This is a genomic window from Paenibacillus sp. FSL R5-0345 (genome assembly GCF_000758585.1).
Classification (GTDB): domain Bacteria; phylum Bacillota; class Bacilli; order Paenibacillales; family Paenibacillaceae; genus Paenibacillus_AQ.
Genome location: NZ_CP009281.1, coordinates 4,999,804 through 5,014,080, shown reverse-complemented (window position 1 = coordinate 5,014,080; position 14,277 = coordinate 4,999,804). Strand labels below are relative to the sequence as shown.

Genomic DNA, 14,277 nt, shown 5'->3' with positions numbered 1-14,277 from the left:
CCATTTAGATAAAATGTATATATTATAAGATAATATATTAGTTTACACATTAGAAGGGAGGAAAAAAGATGACGCAGCAAGAGGAAAAAATACAGGAGTTGGAGCGACGTATTAAGGTACTCGAGAATCATTCAAGTCCAAAACTGCCAGGGCTAAGAGTCTTATGGTTTATTATTTGGGGTGTTGTGGGTATATTCCTCATTCTAATTCTTATTGGTTTGATTCAATTTGTCGCATAACAGAGCTTATAATTACAAATAAGGCAGCAAATTTCCCGCCGATAGTTAAACCCGTGTAGGTAAAGAATTGCCTGGGTATACTATACTTGCTGCCTTTTTATTATGAGCTTACACAAATCATCTTCAGTCGTCTTTGGGTTCTTGCAATAAAATGGAGAAGGTCCCTGTTTCATGATCCACTTCAATCGACTCGATCCCAACAAAATCCGGAATTTCGGGGTGTACTGCATCTACGTTATAATCTGGATGAGTCATCAATAATTCAATTACTTTAATGGCTTCCATATCGTTCCCCCTTGCGAGAAATTCCACCATAATCATTAATGGTCCTTCATTGCGACTACCCTTATTATCTCCGCAGTCATTATTGAATATGTGTTAATCGTTCTTCGTTTCTTCCCATCACGGCCAATAATTGCCCCTGAAAAACACGTCTTTGGATCTGATCAATCCGCTGTAAAGCCAGCTCGCTTGGCACTTGAAATTCTGCTGCAAGATAGCTAATGGCTTCCTCTCGTTGTTCTGGCAATTTCAAACGGGAGATCATGGAGTAGGGCATAGCTGCATAAAGAATAAAACGCTCGGATTCATCCTCCTGTGCCCGCGTAAAATGTTCTGGCATCAATATATGATTGGTACCATGCCGGAGCAGGTGACAGAGATCGTGGAGAAACTCTAGCCGCTGCAGGCTAGCTGGAAGCCGGTTATCGATAAACATGGTGTACATCCCCGCTGATGCTTCGATACTCTTGCTTCTTACATCCAAATAATGAACCCAAATATTAAGCCGTTCTGCAATATAGGCAATCGAAATTTGCGAAGGCTGAGTAAGGTTTAGACGTTTGTATAAATCTTCCGTCCACTTCTCCAGTGCAGTCATTTGATAATAGGATTTCATGTTATCCACATCATTCACCTCATTCAGAATCAATTATAGGATCGTATGTTCGTATAAATGAACAAAAGAAAAGCCCGAAGGCTATGTAAAGTAAAAAAAATATAAGGACACATAAGAACGAGTGTTCTTGTGTGTCCTTAGCATAATGCAATTAAACACTAATATCAAGTGTTTTTCCTAAATTCGGAGCAACGCTTTTCCCCAGCATTTCCACCATCGTTTGACTCTGGGTTTCAGCCTGATTTTTGGCTATATTCATGACCTGTATCCCCACATTCTGAGCTAAGGATGCTTGACTCATTGCCATTGATAATGCAGCTATATCCATATTGCACCTCCTTCGTGTATATCCTGTATATCGACTCTGTCCATTTAATTCATTAGGTGTTCGGCATTTTGTTTGCCAATTCGCCCAAACGGCTTATCTCCTTTTTACATATCTTGTGCTGTAGTCATTAATCATTAGGAGGAATTAAAAATGGGAATGGAACATTGTGGTTGTAACGTAGGTCCTGTAGTAAGCCCAGCAAACGTAGGTCCGGTGTGTAGTCCTTTTACTTCAACGGGAGCTATTCTGGTACTCTTCATCTTGCTGGTTATCATCACTAAAGCTTGCTTATTCTAAGCTAGCTGATGCACATTGTAGCCCCATCCGGTGTATACCGGATGGGGCTATTCTTTTGGAACATTGTTTACGAAGCTCGTTATTTGAACATAAATTCTACGCGGGTTCCATCCGCATAATCTTCTAGCTGATTACCAACCCAGCTTCCTGCACCGCGATTATCTTTTGGCGTTATGTATTCAATGTCGGCCCCTTCGCCGCCTTCATCACACATGGCCATGGGCCATTCGTCGCGGTCGTAGCCTTTTTTGGTAGGGATCCCTCTTAAGGATTCTTTGCGGTTCTCTTCAGCCTGCTCACGGTTAATGGTACATGTGGCAGATTCCCCTTTGGCAATCGCATCCTGAATGTGCTTAGCGGTCTCAGGATAACGATCTGACGGGAAGATCAGCTGAACAACTTCGGAATCGGATGGAGATGAGGGGGCTGCCGGGTCTCCGTTCTGTTCAAACCAGTAACTGCCCAAGACAAGTAACACAACAATGATGAGACTGGTGATTAATTTTTTTGTTTTCATATCTGCTCCTCCTTTTTTCGCGCTTAAAATAGTATATCTTATATCATAATGTAGTGCGATTTAATATACTTAGGAAAAACAAGAGGAGGACGCAATTGGAAATGGAGTATTTAATTACTATAGAGGATCAGACGCTTATCGCCTCAGCTGAAGATATTATTACTAGACGTTATGAATGGGAAAGGCATCATGTGGGGGCGGCACTTCGTACTAAGACAGGGGAGATTTTTACCGCAGTACATGTAGAAGCGAGCATGGGGCGGATTACGGTCTGTGCAGAAGCAATGGTGATTGGAAAAGCGATCTCCGAAGGCTATAAGGAATTTGATACGATAGTTGCGGTAAGGCATTCTGATCCGGATAGCGAGGAAAGAGAGATTAAAGTAGTCTCCCCCTGCGGGATGTGCCGTGAGTTAATTGCTGATTACGGGAAGGATTGTAAGGTTATTGTATCCGAGGAAGGCCGGTTAGCCAAATATGAGATCACCGAATTACTGCCGCTGAGATATACGAGGTAAGTCGGGGAATCACCGGGAGCCGTTATTTTATAACTTCATGTCCATTCGCTGAGTTCATGTCACTATTGTCCCCATACTATAACTTAAAAAAGTTAAAAGGGTGTGAGAGTGGATGGAACAGCGCAGCCTTCGAAATATGGTGGATTCGGCATCGAGGTTTGTGAGTGATGTTCAGTGGCAGATAGCGTATCGTAAATTGCAAATGACACCGGCGGATTCGGAAACGGTACCTTCGGCTCAGAAATTGTTGAATACCCTTTATTTTCTGCAAGGAAAAGGATGGATTAGTGGACAACATGATTATTTGGAGAGCGCGGATGAATTCAACGGGAAGCTGAAAAATACCAGCGGGCAATACGCTGCCCTTCACGGCTACGAGCTGGGGGCAATCAATAATCAGACGGCGGCGCTAATAGACAATCAGCGGGATTGGGTTGTTAGCAGCGCTATTCGCTGGTATAAAGCTGGTGGAATCATAACGATTAGCTATCACGCTCAGCTGCCAGGAACAGCGCCGGCTTGGGCTAACGTATCTACGAGCATAAGCAACGCTGATTTTGACAAATATATAACACCGGGTACTGCTCAGTACAACGCACTGATCGCTGATCTGGATAAGATAGCCCTCTCTTTAAAAAAACTGAATGACGCAGGTGTTCCTGTGCTCTGGCGGCCCTATCATGAAATGAATGGCGGATGGTTTTGGTGGGGAAAGAAGAGCAACTACGTGAAGCTGTGGAATCTTATGTTTGACCGCTTTACCGGCTATCATAAGCTGCATAATTTATTGTGGGTATGGAGTACAAACGCCCAAAATCAGTGGAGTGATGACCCTGCGGAATACTACCCGGGCGGTGACAAAGTAGATGTGCTAGCGCTAGACATCTATGACGGCGATTTCAAGGGAAGTCACTATGATAGTCTATGGGATCTTGGCCGGGGAAAGCTGATCGCGATTGGAGAGAACGGAGAGCTACCGTCCCCTGCGCTACTATCTAAATCACAGCCCAAATGGTCTTATCAGATGACCTGGGGCAAGCTTCTTTATGAGAAAAACACCGATGCGGTGATTAGAGCCTTTATGAACGACAGCTATGTATTCACACGAGATGAATATGCTGCTGAGGCAGCGATTGTGGCTGCTAAGGGAGATAGTGTGCTGCAAAGCGGGCTATGGGGGCAATATTACAATAATATGACCCTTAGCGGGACTCCTGCGTTGACGCGAACGGATGCGAACATCCAATTTTCATGGAAACAGGGTTCACCCGATCCAGCCATTCGTGTCGATGCATTCTCTATACGTTGGAGCGGGAAGCTCACGGCAGCTTATAGTGAGACTTATACCATTTACTCCTCCTCTGATGACGGGGTGCGGGTGTGGATTGATGGAATGCTGATCATTGACAGTTGGGTGAATCAGAGTGGACAGGAGCGTAAAGGCAGTGTGAATCTGATTGCGGGCAAGCTGCATGAAATAAAAGTGGAGTATTATGAGAATGAAGGTGACGCGCGGATTGTATTACAGTGGGAAAGTCCTAGCCAGCCAAAGGGAGTTATCCCAGCAGGAGCGTTCTATCTGCCATAAAAGAACATCTGTTTGGAGCAAGCCCCGGATCCGGGGCTTTTTTAACGTCCGAACGGTCTTAGATTTGTTCGCGATAGCTAATGTTGTTGGCGATCTTCTCGTCACGTACGGCTTTGCGCAGGACATCTTTAACGGTTTGGGCATCACGAATTTTTCGGAAAAGAAGCTGAGGCGCTGAGGCATCATCAGAAAATACAGTTAATGAACCAATGCCGAGCATCCGGTCCATGATAGATTGTGCTACGGATAAATCGCGTACGCGCAGTAATTCAATTTCTTCGACATTTTTACCGATAAGTCCGGTCTTTACCATAATGCGCTGGCTTGTAATGGTGTACGTAGTCGTGTTTAGGCGTACGATTCCTTTGAGGCGATCCGAGATGCTAGCCGGTTTACCTTTCCAGAGTACGACTTCTTGAGTAGCGTTTAGATTTGCTGATGGACGCCGGGCGGTCACTGGAGCGGTGCCGTCAATGCTAGATCCACATTCTCCACAAAATTTCACGCCCTGCTTATATTCTGAACCGCAGGTTGTGCAATAAGGCATAAAAACTCTCCTTCCCTAATTACAATTGAAATAATTATAACATAATAGTCATTTTACATAAATTTCATTTGCACTTTACACAAAGCGACATTATTCTGTTAAGTGGAGGGATAAATAAATGAAAAAAGTGTTACTAATAGGAACGCTAATGTTGACTGTCATCCTTAGCGCCTGCAGCAATAATAATTCAACTTCATCGGCGCCTGCCTCAGAGGAAGAAGTGCAGGAGACCGTGCAAAACTTCTACAATGAAATGTCTAAACTTGAGGAATTAGGAAAATCATCTTTAGCGGAGTTCAACGAAGCCATCGCTGGTTATTCAGCAGGAGAGCTTTCGGACAGGCAGCTAGAGAAGAAGATTAACGAATTCCAGAAAACTGCAACAGACCTATCTAATCAGGCTGAAAAGGTGAAGATCTCCTCTAGCTTGCCTGAAGATATTCGTAAGCTGCTTGAGGAGTCCAAAATTGCTTTTCAAAGTGCTTATGCTCTAAAAGAACAAGCTTCTCAAGGTGCTGATTCCACAGAGGTCACTGCTGAGCAGTTCCAGGAATTGAATCAGAACGCTGATGTAGCGATGCTGTACGGCATATCCAAGCTTAATGAAGCAAGAGAAGCAACAGGGCTTATCGATGCCGATGGTCAGTCCACCACTGAGTCAGAGAACGTTAAAGAATAGATCGGAATGTAGACGCTGTACAGTTTAACTGTCAGCGTCTTTTTGCTGCGATTTTGAGCTTAAGTAGAGGTAACACGGCCAATCCTATAAATAAGCCAGCTACAATTCCTTTTGTAAGGTCTGAGAGTGTATTACTTTGATATACGAGGGGGTATGTGCACAGGAATAACGCAGGGATTAGGATGAGAAGTGCAGTATTTTTTTTCAAGTGGAAAGCTCCTCTCGATCAGATATGTATTATTATACAACTTTTAGATAAAGAGGAAGATAGAAAAGTGGTATCTTTTTCCTGATTATTGATTATTCAGCGAAGGTATGGATATAATACAAACATACGTTCGTATATATAGGATAGTATAGATATTAGGGAGGGGTTACCATGGGCAAAAAGCTGGAGAAAAACGGACTGTGGGAAAGCAGTCGGATGATGCTGCCGGAGCACAAGGTAAGAATTATTAGGGATGAACGGGAGACGCTACGACGCATTAAGCCTATTCTGGATGAGCAGAAGCTGGAGGAAATCGAATGTACACTAGCCTTATCGTTACGAAGTCATGTGCGTGTGACTGTTGTGTTGTTTGACCCCTTTGAGAATACGACAATAAGTGGTTTTGTGACCTCCATTCACACCCACTCGCGTGAGTTTAAGCTGCAGTGGGCGGAGGAATGGAAGTGGATCAATGTGGATGACCTTGTTGAGGTTTACATCGTCTAATGCTAAGAATTGCTGCCTTCATTTTTTTCATAAGCAATTAGAGTTACGGTTGGGTTGCCGGTTAGATGTGCAATAGAAGCTTCGGCATTCCGAATAATTTCGAGTGCTTCATCCTGTTCGCTGAGTGCAGCAACTCTATAGCTATCGCTATGAATGTCCATATGTGTTCCCACCTTTCGCTAATATTTTGCCCTTTTTTGTGGAAATGATCCAAGGTGGAGAAGCCGTGAATAGCTACCTTTCAGGTTAGATCTCGGGGATACCGGGGTCTTTTTTTAATATAAGAAAGTTATGCACCTATCCTTTATGTCTTATATTTCTCGCTTAAACGCTTATCATCCTTCCTTATATGGACGCCGAAGACGTTTATGCTTGTATGCTAAGGCAAGCAGGGGTATTAGTACAAGCGAATGGGGAGTCGGGATCATTGATTATAGCAAGGGGTGATTCTATGCTGACTTTGGAACAAGTAAGGGATAAATCGACGGCGCGTCTTGTTGGGCTTCATCCTGTTTTGGCAGCAGGAGCAAAGGCTTTGATTCAGCAAAGCTATGCCAAAGGAGTGCCGATTGTGATTACCCAGGGATTACGCTCAATCGCAGAGCAAAATGCCTTGTATGCACAGGGGAGAAATAAGCCGGGGCCAATAGTTACCAACGCCAAGGGTGGAACCAGCTATCACAATTATGGCCTTGCGTTTGATTTTGCGCTTTTGCTGCCGGACGGAAATAGTCTTTCCTGGGATATGAATCGTGATGGGGATAAAGATAAAATAGCGGACTGGCAAGAGGTGGTACAGGTGGGTAAACAGTTGGGGCTTGAATGGGGAGGAGACTGGACGTCTTTTAAAGATTATTCCCACTTGCAAATGACCTTCGGTTTAACCACAAGTCAACTTCGCGCAGGTAAACGTCCTACAACGGATCAGGTCAATGAAGCTTTAAAAAGGATAATCGGGGAGGATGACGCAGTGAATAAGGATGTTAAAGTATCGATAACCTTGAATGGCAGCAAGCTTACGGATGGCGTTCTTGATACAGGTATAACATATGTACCCGTACGGGTTCTGGCTGAGGCGCTTGGAGCAAAGGTTACGTATGATGCTGCGAGTAAGACGGTGAATGTAGTAAAAGAGTAGATCCATTTATGTATAGACAGTGCCATCCAAGGGGAAATTATCAGTGATCACTAACTATAAAGGGAGGCATACGTTGTGAACAAGCTGATAACAAGCCTTGCATGCGGTACTGTACTGTCAATGAGTATAATGGGAGCTAGTTACGCTAATCCAATCGGGTCAGCCGCTTTAGGCGGTATCCCGAACGCGAATACGGGCATGGATGGTACCGTGAATAACACTCGGATGATGAATACGGAAGGCAATCTAATGAACGGCACGACTGGAACGATGAATCAGCATGAGAGCATTATGAAAGATAAGATTCGCACAGGGGAAAATTATAATCGTAACAACTATCACAACAATAACTACAATACAGAAAATTACACCCGGGATAACTACAATAGAAATACGGTAACTCCACTATCCAACACTACAACGGACGGTAGATATCGGGCAACCAGTACAACTACGAATACTGGGACTACCAGCAGAGGGTCTAACTGGGGCTGGCTCGGATTGTTTGGACTTTTGGGCCTAGTTGGAATGAGAAGCAGAAGTGACGAACGCAGATAATCGACATGCCTAATAACCCGTGTCGGCACACGCTGGAACGGGTTATTTTTAATGTGATAAATTATTTTTCAAAAAGGGATTGCGTGTTATCGAAATTCATGATATTATATTTCTTGTCGCGTTATACGTAAACATCGTATGAAGCTTCAACACATAATATGCCGGGGTGGCGGAACAGGCAGACGCACAGGACTTAAAATCCTGCGGTACGTGAGTACCGTACGGGTTCGACCCCCGTCCTCGGCATCCTTGATTTATAAGGGTTTTGGCCCTTTGGATTCATTTCCGCAAACCAGAAAAATAGTGAATCCTGTGTGCTTCAAATGGGCTGCCACAGCCGCACAGGATTCCCTGCTAGAGGTCCTCTTTTGAGCTATCTGTTCTTCACAAAACAGGTAGAGGCAAAGGAGGATTTTTTTATGGCGTCACGCGTAAACAAAATCAAGAAAACCCCCGCAACAATGGAAGAGGCTATGGATCGGTTCATTACCTGGAAGAAGGCAAACGGCATCAGCGAGCAGACGCTACTGGACTACACCACGCATATACAACTGCTGTATAAACGGTATCCAGAAGCCAGAAACTCCTACGATGAACTGGAGAACGCCGTCTGTGAGCATTTGAGTCAGGAAGGCATTAAGCCAGCCACCTATAACAATCGGCTTGTGTATCTACGGACCTTCTTTAAATGGTGCTGTGAGCATGGGGTTCTGGAAGATAACCCTCTGGATGGATTCAAGAAGCGCAAGGACGAAGGCAGGCCCGTTACCATTGACGAAGAGATGCTGGCCCGATTAATTACTTTGCCCAATCGGGAAACCTTCGCTGGGTTGAGGGATTACGCACTGTTTCTGATGTTCCTGGATTGTGGCATACGGCCGAAGGAAGCCTTTGGACTAATGGAGGATGACTTTCATCCCCGCGCTTATGAGATCCGTATAGATGCAGCGAAAGCCAAGACAAGAGTTTCCCGTACACTGCCGTTGTCTCCAATCACTGTAGATGCAATCTCTGAGCTGATCTCCATTCATCCCGAAGAGTGGAAGGGCAAGTCACCGATCTTCTGTACTAATGAAGGGAAGCCACTGACCAGACACACATGGGGAGACCGTGTAGAAATGTACGGTAAGAAGTTGGGCATTCATATCTGGCCTTATGCGCTGCGTCATGCCTTCTCTGTGGTCTTCCTGAGAGGTGGCGGCAATGCATTCGGCCTACAGCGTATGCTGGGCCACGTGGACATGACCATGACGAAGCGGTATGTGCGGCTTTCGGACAACGATATGAAGGAACAGCATAATACGGCATCCCCACTGAACCGTTTAGTGCAGCAGAAGAAGAGGGTTGGGAAGGTGCGGTAAATAACAGTAGCAAGGGGTGTCACTTTGACACCTCTTCATTTTTTAGACACCCATAACATCCAGAAAGCCCTGATTGTAGTTCTTGGATGCATATTCGATTATGTGGTCCAGCAAAACGTGAACATGATTTCTATTATAGAAAATCCATCCGTTGACTGTATTTCCTGAGCTTAAGTCTAGCGGAAGTTCAATGGAGTTAGCCTTGGGATTACGTGGGCGGCTTCTTTTTCGTCTTCTGTACTCCAGAGATCTTTCGGTTTGCACATAACAAGAAACCCCATATTCATAACCTCCACATCTTACGGAAAGATCTGTGCCATCCTCAACATCCAATTTAGCTGAATAGTTTACTTCTTGAAAGAAGCCAGATTCCTTAACCAGAGCATAAAAATGAATTTCCCTGATAAGGGAAGGGAACGCCCGAAGCAATCTGGCTTTGATAGCACTCTCATCCAGAGAAGAAAGGACACTGGCGTGGATGCTAAGGAAGTGAAGTGTATATTCAGTTTGTGAAGGGAACCTTCTGTTAGCACAGATGAATCCCCACAGGGTGTACATCATATTAGGGAAATCAGGCGCTAATTCAACCGCCTTATCTTGAAGATTAATAAACTTCGGTGGAACTACGCTGACCGCAGTTTCTATTCCATGTGCAGAAATATCTACACCGTTAGTCAAATCAATCATGTTCTTCTTCTCCAGCTTGACTCCACTCATTCAACTGTTCAACAGCACTCTGCTTTCTAACCCAGGTATTACGCCGAATCTTTATCTTTTCGATTAATTGTTCAATTTCCCATATAAATTCTTCTGATTCCAGTACGGACAGCGGAACGATCTCCTCTAGTTCTTTGTAAAGAACACCAGAAGGGGAGAATGCTTTTAAACTCACCTGCATGCGGTAAGAAGGGGCAAGAATATTAAAGTTATGGACATTGGATGTAATGCCGCAAATGGTGAAGGGTTTTGGATCTATCTTATAGTACTCAGGATTAAACACTTCAAGCGGAACTGAGATCTTCTTGGATATCTTGTCCAGAATATCTGAAGACAGTTTTTTCTGTTTTCCAGTCTCTACTTTTGAAATCGTTGAAGGTGCGATGCCTACCAACTCTGAAAGAGAATTTACAGTGAATTTCCCTGGGTTCAATTGATTAGCCTTTTCCCTGATAAATTTGTGTATGCCGCCAAAATCCATTTGGCTAAGTTTAACTAAGTCTTCTTCGGTTGTTTCATATGGGATAAGTTCGCTCATGTATATGTCCTCCTTTGGCTTGTAATTGAATTGTAACATAACTATTTCTTTTAGGCAATACTTAGTGTTGCTTTTTAGGGGATAGGATGTTATCCTGTTGTCGTAGTCAAATATTGGAGTGAAGGGAGAGAGACATATGGGCTGGACTACAAAATCTCTAGTAACAATACCACTAACTATGACAATTATTGCACAACACAGATAAACATAACGGAACAGCAGACAACAAGGGGAGTGCTGGAAATGAAGATAGACACATTGGAGCTGGAAACTATGGTTGCTCTAAGCTCAGAAACTTTGAGCATTCTTAAGAGCACTGACCATCACACTTATCATCATAACGATAACAAAGACTATCTGTGCTACCGCTACACATTAGAAGGTTTCCCATGTAAGGTGACTGTTAAATACACTGTTCAGAATCAGAAGCTTAAGGTATGTATTCCATCCCTGCCCAAACTGGTTACAGGTTCTTCTGTGATGCCACTTAATGACAGTAACCGATATAGTGTGTATTCCACAATCGAAGGATGCCTGGGAAGTATAGGTATAGAAGCTGATCCTATTCCTGAGTGGACTGTGCGCCGAATGGATACCTATCATGATTTCCAGGTCGGAGATCAAGTAACAGCTTATATTGTGGCTTTAAGCAAAGTCCGTATTGCAAAGTACAAGACTAAGCCAGTCGCTGAAGAATCGGTGTACTTTAGTTGCGATTCTAAGCAGCATTATTTCTATGACAAGCAGAATAAGCTGTTTGATGAGTGTGGCGTTACTCAGGAGGATATTGAACGTAGCAAAGGGATTTTGAGATACGAAGTAAGGCACAAAACAGATGACTTCTACAGAGACAAATCTATTGATTCCCATAAATTTGGCGACTTAAGCACAGATAAAGTGACGGGTGCTTTGATTGCAAAATACTTCAATATGTTGCCCACAGCTAATCTGAGGGTCTCTTCGGCTAATGAAGCGCAGAGGAAGCTGGCAGATCTCTACGGAGCTGGAGCGGCAATCAGACTGATGGGATTTATAGATGCTTATGGACGCAATGCCTTGGATGGTATCAGCCGCCGCACACAAATCAGATATCTGAATGAACTTAAAACTGCTGGTGTGTCTCCGATTCTGGGGATGGTGGATTTGCCGCCGCTAACTCTTCCTTTTTCGGCTAATGAAGCAACGATTTCAGACTTAACCAAACAAACAGAAGAAAATGGAGAATATAGAAGGTTGCTGAGAACTCCTAAGTCTAGAAACCAAAGAGACAAAAAGTGAAGTGAATCGTTTAATCTTCTCTACAAACTAGCCATACTGAAGGAGGGCTTTTATGTCTCTGACAAGCTTGCTGACGTTTGATAACAACATCAAGGCTCTATTTGCAACAATCCCAAATATGAAGGTGCACTTCCAGAATGTTGATGGTGGAGATCCATTCCCAACCAATCCTACGCAGATTGTCCCGCGAGAGTATTCCACAGCAGGACTAATAGGTCATGGATACGATTATTTACTTCGTGCATATGTGCAAAGAATAAACGGTGTCCATCAGGAACAGACCGCAGAAGAGCTAACGGCATTTGCTGGCTTGGAGCGGTGGTCAACTTCCGATGCCCATCTGAATTCCCGTTTAACATCCATAGTAGAGCACAGGAATAGGTATATTAGCGGTCAAATGGAAATGGACGATGTTCTATTGCAAGATAGCCTGATTTTGGCCCATCTTGAAAGCTATTACCGTTCTGGATACATGGATGTACGTGGTCCTATGAGTGTAGTGGATGCTGATATCGTCGATCTTAGAGGCTTGATTACAAACACTCAGGAACGGCAATCATTCTTCATTGCAGGGCAGGGCATAATGTGTAACCCATCATTTGGAAGGGCCATTACAGGGCTTGTAGGCGGTGCTGACGGGGATTTGATTCTGGATAACACACTGATTGAGATTAAGGTGGAATCCAGCTTCAAATATGCTGTGCGGCATCTGCGGCAGCTTATTGGCTATTGGATATTATCCTGCCTTACTCCAGACTTTGTTCCTCAAATAAACAGGCTTGGAATATGGAATCCAAGATACTGCCGTATGGTTTACATTACAGTAGAAGACATCTGTAGAGCGATGGACGTGAGAGCCTTCACAGAGCAATTTATTGACGTTTTAAGCCAGTCTTCAGTAGGTATGGGGAACATTGGAACAGCCATGAAAAGGCAGCGTATAGAGGAGATTAGAGCCCTATGGAACAGCCCAGATCAGCCTATCAGACAGTTTTACTGATCAGGGTAAGTTAGAAAATTTGCAGTATGAGGGATTGGATTTAAGGTTTATTGGAACAGCTATAAGTATGCAGTGTGAGTAGGGTTGTAGATGGGATGTAGTGTAGGATCGCAGGGTAGTAGGACAGGTAGTAGTTCGTAGGATCAAAGGTGCGATGGTGCCTTTAACTGCGTCTTCTATCTGTCCTTTTTTTGCATTCAGCAGTACCCACTACTAACCTCTAAAAGAAAGGAAGTTATCTATGGATTATCAAGCGTGGAGGAAAGGTTTTGAAAGACAGTTTGTGGTGTTCATGAAGATATGGCTGAGTCCACCTTCAGGGAGTATCCTTCTTCATAGCACTGAACGCGCTCAGTTATGGCGATGTCAAAGCCAGCTTGTGTTCAGTCAAATGGAGCGTAATGTGGATAAACCTATGGAGCTCATTGAAGAAGCGTATAGTTTGCTGGAGGGATTGTTGAGCCAGAAGACGCATACAGCTGAAAATGTAAATGCTACTTTCAGCAATCCCTTAGTCCAAGTTGTGATCTCACGTACGATTCAGCGTGTGATAGCCTGTTGCTGGTATGCAAAGCCGTCTATGCTTGGACTGTATCAGGATTCATATCTTGTTTTTTCTGATGTATTAAAGCGGTTCTGGGAGCGGGAGCACAGGTACGGCAATCTTTCTGACGGTTTCTTAATGTATTTGGGGAGGTTTCTATACCTACGTCTAAAGCACGGTTATATGATTAAACAACTAGGCTACAAATATGATAGGAAAGCACACAAATACCGTTTAAAGGTGCTAAAGGTAGATCTGCGTTACTGGACACCGAAAGGTTCTTTGACGGGAGATGTGGGCAGTCACCTTATGGATGAAGAGACAGAAAAAGAAATTGTCCAGTATGTTAACGAAAAGAATCCTGTTCAGGCACGAATTGCTTATTTACGTTTACAGGGATACAAGGAACAAAGTATTGCTGATGAGTGTGGGGTTCCTATTAATACCGTTAAGTATCATGTACGGCGAATTAAAGAGCATACAAGAATTTGGATGGCAAGCTCATAAGGAATATTTTCTGTAATCCAAACCTTTCAGCTTGTAATGCAAGTATATTTATAGGTACGTCACTTTCCTGCAGCGCATAACGGATGCTGCGGGAGACTTTAAAGAAGAAAAAGATATCATCATCCGCGCCCTTAGCTGGTATGAACGTACCGTAAGGAAGTGAGCGGTAGCGAAACTGAGCCGAGCTTACTCCGAACGGTACGTTAACCATTCGACCTTTATGTGCCCGTAAGGTTAGTACTACTACCTGTGCTATCTATGTTTCCTAGCCAGTTATATACGTAATGGTTGGAGACTAACCTGTTTGTGG

At 43.9% G+C, this 14,277-nt stretch carries 20 protein-coding genes and 1 tRNA gene; 13 read left to right on the top strand and 8 right to left on the bottom strand.

Annotated features, from left to right (window positions below):
* The first annotated feature begins 68 nt into the window (after window positions 1-68).
* Window positions 69-239 carry a hypothetical protein gene (locus R50345_RS31430; RefSeq protein ID WP_156114852.1) on the top strand — a complete coding sequence of 57 codons (171 nt, stop codon included), beginning with the start codon at window positions 69-71 and terminating at the stop codon, window positions 237-239.
* A gap of 123 nt (window positions 240-362) precedes the next feature.
* On the opposite strand, the gene R50345_RS31425 is transcribed toward R50345_RS31430, so the two are convergent.
* The 3 genes from R50345_RS31425 to R50345_RS30940 all read right to left on the bottom strand — a co-directional run bounded on the left by R50345_RS31425 (window position 363) and on the right by R50345_RS30940 (window position 1,465).
* Window positions 363-554: a hypothetical protein gene (locus R50345_RS31425; protein ID WP_231573877.1), complete on the bottom strand. Its 192-nt coding sequence runs from the start codon at window positions 552-554 to the stop codon at window positions 363-365.
* A gap of 49 nt (window positions 555-603) precedes the next feature.
* Window positions 604-1,137 (bottom strand): ImmA/IrrE family metallo-endopeptidase, encoded by a 534-nt coding sequence (locus tag R50345_RS22210; RefSeq protein ID WP_042132383.1) that lies wholly within the window; start codon window positions 1,135-1,137, stop codon window positions 604-606.
* A 151-nt stretch (window positions 1,138-1,288) separates the two neighbouring features.
* Complete coding sequence (locus R50345_RS30940; protein ID WP_076098563.1) at window positions 1,289-1,465, bottom strand: YjfB family protein; 177 nt, start codon at window positions 1,463-1,465, stop codon at window positions 1,289-1,291.
* A 150-nt stretch (window positions 1,466-1,615) separates the two neighbouring features.
* Here R50345_RS30940 and R50345_RS31420 point away from each other — a divergent pair, with 150 nt between their 5' ends.
* Window positions 1,616-1,762 (top strand): hypothetical protein, encoded by a 147-nt coding sequence (locus R50345_RS31420; protein ID WP_156114850.1) that lies wholly within the window; start codon window positions 1,616-1,618, stop codon window positions 1,760-1,762.
* 79 nt (window positions 1,763-1,841) lie between these two features.
* On the opposite strand, the gene R50345_RS22205 is transcribed toward R50345_RS31420, so the two are convergent.
* On the bottom strand, window positions 1,842-2,279 hold the full coding sequence (locus tag R50345_RS22205; protein WP_042130177.1) for a NucA/NucB deoxyribonuclease domain-containing protein: 438 nt from the start codon (window positions 2,277-2,279) through the stop codon (window positions 1,842-1,844).
* A 101-nt stretch (window positions 2,280-2,380) separates the two neighbouring features.
* On the opposite strand from R50345_RS22205, the gene R50345_RS22200 reads away from it, so the two are divergent.
* Both R50345_RS22200 and R50345_RS22195 read left to right on the top strand, forming a co-directional pair.
* Window positions 2,381-2,797 (top strand): cytidine deaminase, encoded by a 417-nt coding sequence (locus R50345_RS22200; protein WP_042132382.1) that lies wholly within the window; start codon window positions 2,381-2,383, stop codon window positions 2,795-2,797.
* Window positions 2,798-2,909: 112 nt separating this feature from the next.
* Entirely contained in the window at window positions 2,910-4,385 is a 1,476-nt protein-coding gene (locus R50345_RS22195; protein ID WP_042130176.1) for a glycosyl hydrolase, read from the top strand.
* A 58-nt stretch (window positions 4,386-4,443) separates the two neighbouring features.
* On the opposite strand, the gene R50345_RS22190 is transcribed toward R50345_RS22195, so the two are convergent.
* Window positions 4,444-4,932, bottom strand: coding sequence for a PH domain-containing protein (locus R50345_RS22190; RefSeq protein WP_042130174.1), 489 nt, complete (start codon window positions 4,930-4,932; stop codon window positions 4,444-4,446).
* A 118-nt stretch (window positions 4,933-5,050) separates the two neighbouring features.
* On the opposite strand from R50345_RS22190, the gene R50345_RS22185 reads away from it, so the two are divergent.
* Together R50345_RS22185 and R50345_RS22180 are read left to right on the top strand one after the other, a co-directional pair.
* Window positions 5,051-5,611 carry a hypothetical protein gene (locus R50345_RS22185; protein WP_042130173.1) on the top strand — a complete coding sequence of 187 codons (561 nt, stop codon included), beginning with the start codon at window positions 5,051-5,053 and terminating at the stop codon, window positions 5,609-5,611.
* Window positions 5,612-5,990: 379 nt separating this feature from the next.
* Window positions 5,991-6,326: a YolD-like family protein gene (locus R50345_RS22180; RefSeq protein ID WP_042130171.1), complete on the top strand. Its 336-nt coding sequence runs from the start codon at window positions 5,991-5,993 to the stop codon at window positions 6,324-6,326.
* A gap of 2 nt (window positions 6,327-6,328) precedes the next feature.
* Here the strand turns inward: R50345_RS22180 and R50345_RS31735 are convergent, their stop codons facing one another.
* On the bottom strand, window positions 6,329-6,487 hold the full coding sequence (locus R50345_RS31735; RefSeq protein ID WP_197069706.1) for a hypothetical protein: 159 nt from the start codon (window positions 6,485-6,487) through the stop codon (window positions 6,329-6,331).
* 290 nt (window positions 6,488-6,777) lie between these two features.
* Here R50345_RS31735 and R50345_RS22175 point away from each other — a divergent pair, with 290 nt between their 5' ends.
* The 4 genes from R50345_RS22175 to R50345_RS22160 all read left to right on the top strand — a co-directional run bounded on the left by R50345_RS22175 (window position 6,778) and on the right by R50345_RS22160 (window position 9,383).
* Window positions 6,778-7,464, top strand: coding sequence for a M15 family metallopeptidase (locus tag R50345_RS22175; protein ID WP_042130169.1), 687 nt, complete (start codon window positions 6,778-6,780; stop codon window positions 7,462-7,464).
* A gap of 75 nt (window positions 7,465-7,539) precedes the next feature.
* On the top strand, window positions 7,540-8,022 hold the full coding sequence (locus tag R50345_RS31730) for a hypothetical protein (protein ID WP_042130167.1): 483 nt from the start codon (window positions 7,540-7,542) through the stop codon (window positions 8,020-8,022).
* 160 nt (window positions 8,023-8,182) lie between these two features.
* A tRNA-Leu gene (locus R50345_RS22165) sits at window positions 8,183-8,268 on the top strand.
* Between the two features lie 173 nt (window positions 8,269-8,441).
* On the top strand, window positions 8,442-9,383 hold the full coding sequence (locus tag R50345_RS22160) for a tyrosine-type recombinase/integrase (RefSeq protein ID WP_042130165.1): 942 nt from the start codon (window positions 8,442-8,444) through the stop codon (window positions 9,381-9,383).
* 42 nt (window positions 9,384-9,425) lie between these two features.
* On the opposite strand, the gene R50345_RS22155 is transcribed toward R50345_RS22160, so the two are convergent.
* Window positions 9,426-10,070, bottom strand: a complete 645-nt coding sequence (locus R50345_RS22155) for a hypothetical protein (RefSeq protein ID WP_042130164.1) — start codon at window positions 10,068-10,070, stop codon at window positions 9,426-9,428.
* Window positions 10,063-10,638 carry a helix-turn-helix domain-containing protein gene (locus R50345_RS22150; protein ID WP_042130162.1) on the bottom strand — a complete coding sequence of 192 codons (576 nt, stop codon included), beginning with the start codon at window positions 10,636-10,638 and terminating at the stop codon, window positions 10,063-10,065. Before R50345_RS22150 ends, R50345_RS22155 begins: the two co-directional genes overlap by 8 nt.
* Before the next feature lie 243 nt (window positions 10,639-10,881).
* Here R50345_RS22150 and R50345_RS22145 point away from each other — a divergent pair, with 243 nt between their 5' ends.
* The 3 genes from R50345_RS22145 (at window position 10,882) to R50345_RS22135 (ending at window position 13,967) form a co-directional block, all read left to right on the top strand.
* Window positions 10,882-11,916 (top strand): hypothetical protein, encoded by a 1,035-nt coding sequence (locus R50345_RS22145; RefSeq protein ID WP_042130161.1) that lies wholly within the window; start codon window positions 10,882-10,884, stop codon window positions 11,914-11,916.
* 52 nt (window positions 11,917-11,968) lie between these two features.
* Entirely contained in the window at window positions 11,969-12,916 is a 948-nt protein-coding gene (locus R50345_RS22140) for a hypothetical protein (protein ID WP_042130159.1), read from the top strand.
* Window positions 12,917-13,157: 241 nt separating this feature from the next.
* The gene (locus R50345_RS22135) at window positions 13,158-13,967 is read left to right on the top strand and encodes a sigma-70 RNA polymerase sigma factor region 4 domain-containing protein (protein ID WP_042130157.1); all 810 of its coding nucleotides are present in this window, start codon (window positions 13,158-13,160) and stop codon (window positions 13,965-13,967) included.
* Window positions 13,968-14,277 lie beyond the last annotated feature (310 nt).

Coding starts and splice junctions, on each gene's coding strand:
- R50345_RS31430 (WP_156114852.1), top strand. CDS start 69: ATGACGCAGCAAGAGGAAAAAATACAGGAGTTGGAGCGACGTATTAAG.
- R50345_RS31425 (WP_231573877.1), bottom strand. CDS start 554: ATGGTGGAATTTCTCGCAAGGGGGAACGATATGGAAGCCATTAAAGTA.
- R50345_RS22210 (WP_042132383.1), bottom strand. CDS start 1,137: ATGAAATCCTATTATCAAATGACTGCACTGGAGAAGTGGACGGAAGAT.
- R50345_RS30940 (WP_076098563.1), bottom strand. CDS start 1,465: ATGGATATAGCTGCATTATCAATGGCAATGAGTCAAGCATCCTTAGCT.
- R50345_RS31420 (WP_156114850.1), top strand. CDS start 1,616: ATGGGAATGGAACATTGTGGTTGTAACGTAGGTCCTGTAGTAAGCCCA.
- R50345_RS22205 (WP_042130177.1), bottom strand. CDS start 2,279: ATGAAAACAAAAAAATTAATCACCAGTCTCATCATTGTTGTGTTACTT.
- R50345_RS22200 (WP_042132382.1), top strand. CDS start 2,381: ATGGAGTATTTAATTACTATAGAGGATCAGACGCTTATCGCCTCAGCT.
- R50345_RS22195 (WP_042130176.1), top strand. CDS start 2,910: ATGGAACAGCGCAGCCTTCGAAATATGGTGGATTCGGCATCGAGGTTT.
- R50345_RS22190 (WP_042130174.1), bottom strand. CDS start 4,932: ATGCCTTATTGCACAACCTGCGGTTCAGAATATAAGCAGGGCGTGAAA.
- R50345_RS22185 (WP_042130173.1), top strand. CDS start 5,051: ATGAAAAAAGTGTTACTAATAGGAACGCTAATGTTGACTGTCATCCTT.
- R50345_RS22180 (WP_042130171.1), top strand. CDS start 5,991: ATGGGCAAAAAGCTGGAGAAAAACGGACTGTGGGAAAGCAGTCGGATG.
- R50345_RS31735 (WP_197069706.1), bottom strand. CDS start 6,487: ATGGACATTCATAGCGATAGCTATAGAGTTGCTGCACTCAGCGAACAG.
- R50345_RS22175 (WP_042130169.1), top strand. CDS start 6,778: ATGCTGACTTTGGAACAAGTAAGGGATAAATCGACGGCGCGTCTTGTT.
- R50345_RS22160 (WP_042130165.1), top strand. CDS start 8,442: ATGGCGTCACGCGTAAACAAAATCAAGAAAACCCCCGCAACAATGGAA.
- R50345_RS22155 (WP_042130164.1), bottom strand. CDS start 10,070: ATGATTGATTTGACTAACGGTGTAGATATTTCTGCACATGGAATAGAA.
- R50345_RS22150 (WP_042130162.1), bottom strand. CDS start 10,638: ATGAGCGAACTTATCCCATATGAAACAACCGAAGAAGACTTAGTTAAA.
- R50345_RS22145 (WP_042130161.1), top strand. CDS start 10,882: ATGAAGATAGACACATTGGAGCTGGAAACTATGGTTGCTCTAAGCTCA.
- R50345_RS22140 (WP_042130159.1), top strand. CDS start 11,969: ATGTCTCTGACAAGCTTGCTGACGTTTGATAACAACATCAAGGCTCTA.
- R50345_RS22135 (WP_042130157.1), top strand. CDS start 13,158: ATGGATTATCAAGCGTGGAGGAAAGGTTTTGAAAGACAGTTTGTGGTG.